The organism is Candidatus Trichorickettsia mobilis (genome assembly GCF_034366785.1).
Lineage (GTDB): Bacteria > Pseudomonadota > Alphaproteobacteria > Rickettsiales > Rickettsiaceae > Trichorickettsia > Trichorickettsia mobilis_A.
This window is the reverse complement of the sequence record NZ_CP112963.1, coordinates 1-1,314: the sequence shown is the minus strand read 5'-3', so window position 1 is coordinate 1,314 and position 1,314 is coordinate 1. Positions and strand designations below refer to the sequence as shown.

Below are 1,314 nucleotides of genomic sequence, written 5' to 3'. Positions count from 1 at the left end.
AGTTGTGTCTAGCGGCAAAACTATCCTTGTCGGTAAAATTACTGCTTATAACTTTCGCTTGCTCGGTTTGTGCTAGTACCGAATTTAAATATTCGGGGAATAAAAAAATAGAAACCGTAATAGCCGTAAATGAGCTTAACAGAATAGGGGTAGTAGGAGGCGAGGTTATCGAAGTAATAGGCGACGAGAATAAATATTCTCTCTACTGGAGCGGCGACTTTCGCAATTTATTTATTAAGCCGAAGGTAGAGGTCGGCGAGACTATAGAATTAAGCCTAATCATACCGCAGGGAGGAGCGCAAGATATTAGATTTACCGTAGGTGATACGGCGGCGCAAACTATATTTATCAATTTAGGTAAGGAGTCAAATACCTCTTTGTCGTCTAGCGATATTACGGCACGTACAAATCCTCAGCTAAAATCCGAAATATCCGCAATGATGAGGACGATGATCGAGAATGAAAAGGACAAATATTACGTAACCGGTGTTAACCGTACCCTGCAACAAACTAAAGAGCGGCTTATTACTCAATATTTAAGCTACCGTTACCGGGGTTTAAGCGGCGGATGCCTATCGGTAAAAAACTTGACCGCTAAACCTTTAAATTTACTTGAGACCGATTTTAGTAATCTTTTTAAAAATACGGTAGCGATTAATTTCGAGTCAAACGTGATAAAGCCGAAGGGAACAATAAAAGTATTTATTATTACGCGAGAAGACAAGCATGATTGATAAATTAAAAAATATTTGGAAAAAGATTGTTAATTTTAAGAGAGAGAAATCCGCTAACTCTCAAAATCAACAAGTTCAAAACGATAATCTTACGTTCCCTAATGCCGAAAGCTCTATTCAAGCTAAGAAAAAGCATGATTTAATCGTGTTATTAAGTCTTGGGGTAACAGTGATAATAGGACTTATCTTCATGCAATATCGCTCTAAACATTCAAGCGGTGTGAGTCATGAGATCGATTCAAAAGCTCCCTTAAAGCTTGAGGTAGCAAGTCATGCTCTAGATATCGATAAAATGTGGCGTAACCATTTTGAAGATAAGTTAACGGATGCTAAAACGTCTGCCGACGAGAAGCTAAAACTAATTGAAAATAGCATTAACGAGCAATCGGTAGCTTACACTAATCAGCTCAAGACCGAGATCGAGAAACTAAAAGCGCAAATGCAGTATCTATCCGAAGAGCAGGCTTCTTCAAGGAAAGAGTTTGCAAATGCTAGAGTAAAATCCGAGGAAGAAGACAAATCTCGGCAAAGTAACCGGCCGCAAATAGACGAATCTCGGATTACGGTAAATCATATGGAC

The 1,314-nt window shown here is 38.9% G+C and carries 2 protein-coding genes; both read left to right on the top strand.

Annotated features, from left to right (window positions below; all coding sequences use genetic code 11):
* On the top strand, positions 1-734 hold a 734-nt coding region (locus Trichorick_RS09200; RefSeq protein WP_323739351.1), incomplete at its 5' end, for a TraK domain-containing protein.
* Positions 727-1,314 (top strand): hypothetical protein (locus tag Trichorick_RS09195; protein ID WP_323739350.1); only part of this gene is annotated, 588 nt, incomplete at its 3' end. The genes Trichorick_RS09200 and Trichorick_RS09195, both read left to right, overlap by 8 nt.